Below are 3,428 nucleotides of genomic sequence, written 5' to 3'. Positions count from 1 at the left end.
GGTTATAATATAGATGGAAGTTTGGCAGGGGTAGACCTGGTAAGAGGTGAAAAGATACCTGACGGACTTTATCATTTAGTGTGTGAGGTACTGGTTCAGCATACGGACGGCGATTTTCTGCTGATGAAAAGAGACTTAAATAAGCCGGTAAATCCGGGAAAATACGAGGCTACAGCAGGTGGCTCGGCACTTAAAGGAGAAGATGGCTTAACCTGCATAAAGCGTGAACTTTACGAAGAAACAGGAATTAAGGCAGAAGAATTTGATTATATGGGCAGAGTATTAAATGGAAAATGTATATTTGAATACTTTTATACTAAAACGGATTGTGATAAAGACTGTATAATCTTGCAGGAAAATGAGACAATAGCCTATAAATGGATAAGTGAGCAGGAATTTACTGATTTTGTTAATTCTGATAAAATAGGTAAAAATCAAGGAGAAATGTATAGAAAATTTCTTACAAGCCACATTTGGAGGTGAGGAATAGATGGATAAGCTGATTTTTCATGTAGATGTAAACTCAGCCTTTCTTTCATGGACTGCTGTAAAAAAGCTTAAGGACGAGCCTGAGAGTGTAGACCTTAGGACTATCCCCTCAGCTATAGGTGGAGATGTATCAAAAAGGCATGGAGTAATTACAGCCTGTTCAATTCCGGCTAAAAAACAAGGTGTAAAGACAGGGGAGCCGGTTATGAGGGCTCTTGAAAAATGCCCTGAACTTCAGCTATTTTCCTCTGACTTTAAGACATATAGAGAATACTCGGCTCAATTCATAGAGATACTTAAAAAATATGCCTTAGCAGTAGAACAGGTGTCTATTGATGAGGCATATCTTGATATGACAGGAACGACTAACCCGAAAGCTGTTGCAGACATAATAAAAAAAGAAATCTATGAAAACCTAGGATTTACTGTAAACATAGGAATTTCTCAGATTAAACTTTTAGCAAAAATGGCTAGTGATTTTGAAAAACCATATAAAGTACATACCCTTTTTAAGGAAGAGATAGAGGGTAAGATGTGGAAACTGCCGATAGAAAAACTGCATGGCTGTGGAAGGAAAACTTCTGAGAAATTACGGAATATAGGGGTAAAAACGATAGGTGATGTTGCAGCTCTTTCTAAATATTTGCTTTGCTCCCTGCTTGGAGAAAAACATGGAGAGTATATCTATGAAAGCAGTAACGGTAGAGGAAGTGATATTGTATCAAGTATAAAAGAGGTTGCCAAAAGCTATTCTAATGAAACTACTCTGCCATCTGATATAAGATTTTCAACATATAATGCAAAAATGCCAAAGACGATAAAAGGACTGGCTGAGAGTGTGAGCAAAAGACTTAAAAAAGATGGTGCAGAGGGGTATACTATAAGTGTAAGTGCAAAGATGAGTAGTTTTAAGAGAAAATCAAAGCAGACTACCCTTTCAGATGCTACCGATGATGCAAGAGTAATTGAGAAAGTTGCTCTCGTGCTTATGAAAGAGCTATGTTTTGGTGAAAAAGGCTTGTTTGCAGAGGATGAGGGCATAAGACTGGTAGGTGTGGGAGTTTCACATTTGGCACAAAAAGAGTGTAAGCAACTAGATATATTTTCGTACATGAGAGAAAAGGACGCTCAGGATGAGGTTAGGATGAAAGAGAAGAAAAAACAGGAGAAAACAGACAAACTGGCTGTTATGCTTAATAAAATAAATGAAAAATATGGTGAGGGAAAGGTAAGAAAGGGTGAAATACTATGACAAAATACATTTTGGCATCGGCATCTCCAAGGAGGGTTGAAATACTTGGCAAGCTGGGATTTGAATTTAATGTAGAGCCAAGTGAGGCAGAAGAAAAGTTGAAGAAAGATTTTAATAAACTTTCGCCAAAGGAGAAGGTGGAGGAGCTTTCTTTTATAAAGGCAGCAGATGTGGCTGAAAGCCTTATATTAACGAAGAAAACAGAGGAAGGAGATGCCTACATAGTTATAGGTGCAGATACAGTTGTTGCAGTAGATAATCAGATACTTGAAAAGCCGAAAGATAGAGAAGATGCAAGGATAATGATAGAGACTTTGCAGGGTAGAAGTCATGATGTGTATACAGGTGTGACCCTTATATACATACCTGAATCGGTGTTTGGAGGTAGTGGGATAAAAGTAGAAGATAAATATTTGGAATTATTTAAAATTTTGGAAAATCAGATGAGTCAGGAAAAAGATGAAGAATTTACTGAATTTGGTAGCTTGATTAAAGAGCTGTTAAACGAAAATAGGATAATAGTTCGTACATTTTCTGAAAAGACGGAAGTAAGTGTATACCCTATGAATGAGGCTGAGGTTGAGGGCTATATTTCAACTTTAGAGCCTTATGACAAGGCAGGAGGCTATGCAATTCAAGGTAGGTTTTCAGTCTATATAGAGAAGATAAATGGAGATTATTCTAATGTGGTAGGATTGCCGGCAGGCAGGCTTTACAGGGAAATCAAGGAGGTTTATAAATGTACGAAAAACTTACTAAAAACGATATAAGAAGACTTGAAGAAGAGATAGAGCATAGAAAACTGGTTGTAAGGAAAGAGGCTATAGAGGCAGTTAAAGAGGCTAGGGCACAGGGAGATCTTTCAGAAAACTTTGAGTATTATGCAGCAAAAAGAGATAAAAATCAGAACGAGAGCCGTATTCGTTATCTTGAAAAGATGGTAAGAACGGCAGTAGTGATAGAGGATGACTCTTTAGACGATGAGGTAGGACTTGATAATACAGTGACGATTTATTATGTGGAAGATGATGAAGAAGAAACATTTAAGCTAGTTACATCAGTAAGGGGAGATTCACTGAACAATCTGATAACTATAGAGTCACCACTAGGCAAGGCACTACTTAAACATAAGGTGGGTGACAGGGTTCATGTAAGGGTAAATGCAGATATAGGCTATGACATTATAATAAAAAAGATAGAAAAAACAAAGGATGAGGGCAAAGAAAGCATAAGGAGATTTTAATAAGATATAGAAAGGCGATAAGTGAAACAAGAAGTTACAAAAGTTATTAAATTAGGCTAGATTTTTTGGTGATGTGATGTTATAATTACAATTGAAAATTCTGAGATATTAGTTATCAAACAAATTATGAAAGGTATTATTCTATAAAAAGAGGTATTGGTAGATATTTTATGCAACATACTATATTTATTTAAAATTTGTAACATGATAAGTAATATTGAGGAATTTATTTTATTTAACAGGAGGTCTTCCTTCATGATGAGAGAAAAAGAGAAAAAGAAAAAAGTAGGCAGTGTTGGTAAAAAGGTGGGAATCATTATTTCGATTCTTTTGCTTGTGATTCTTGGTAGCAGGTCTGTGTATGATTCTGTTTCTTCATATAAACAGGCAGTAGAAAATAATGAAAACTTTGAAAGAGAAGAAACAAGAACTATGGCAAGAATG

General features: G+C 36.1%; 5 protein-coding genes. All 5 read left to right on the top strand.

The features are described 5' to 3' along the window. The coding region (locus ACTTG8_RS10055) for an NUDIX hydrolase (protein WP_442561970.1) at positions 1-483 on the top strand (483 nt) is incomplete at its 5' end. Between the two features lie 7 nt (positions 484-490). Further along, positions 491-1,741: a DNA polymerase Y family protein gene (locus ACTTG8_RS10050; RefSeq protein WP_442561969.1), complete on the top strand. Its 1,251-nt coding sequence runs from the start codon at positions 491-493 to the stop codon at positions 1,739-1,741. Further along, positions 1,738-2,511 carry a Maf family protein gene (locus tag ACTTG8_RS10045; RefSeq protein ID WP_442561968.1) on the top strand — a complete coding sequence of 258 codons (774 nt, stop codon included), beginning with the start codon at positions 1,738-1,740 and terminating at the stop codon, positions 2,509-2,511. The genes ACTTG8_RS10050 and ACTTG8_RS10045 overlap by 4 nt, the downstream gene beginning before the upstream one ends. Continuing rightward, positions 2,481-2,984, top strand: coding sequence for a transcription elongation factor GreA (greA, locus tag ACTTG8_RS10040; RefSeq protein ID WP_442561967.1), 504 nt, complete (start codon positions 2,481-2,483; stop codon positions 2,982-2,984). Before ACTTG8_RS10045 ends, greA begins: the two co-directional genes overlap by 31 nt. Positions 2,985-3,239: 255 nt before the next feature. Continuing rightward, the coding region (locus ACTTG8_RS10035; RefSeq protein ID WP_442561966.1) for a hypothetical protein at positions 3,240-3,428 on the top strand (189 nt) is incomplete at its 3' end.

The sequence above is a fragment of the Catonella sp. genome, assembly GCF_052173895.1.
Taxonomy (GTDB): domain Bacteria; phylum Bacillota; class Clostridia; order Lachnospirales; family Lachnospiraceae; genus Catonella.
Note: the sequence above shows the minus strand (reverse complement) of the source record. Positions and strands in the feature narration are given on the sequence as shown.

Excerpts from the sequence above, each read along its gene's own strand:
- ACTTG8_RS10050 (WP_442561969.1), top strand. The coding sequence starts at position 491 with ATGGATAAGCTGATTTTTCATGTAGATGTAAACTCAGCCTTTCTTTCA.
- ACTTG8_RS10045 (WP_442561968.1), top strand. The coding sequence starts at position 1,738 with ATGACAAAATACATTTTGGCATCGGCATCTCCAAGGAGGGTTGAAATA.
- greA (WP_442561967.1), top strand. The coding sequence starts at position 2,481 with ATGTACGAAAAACTTACTAAAAACGATATAAGAAGACTTGAAGAAGAG.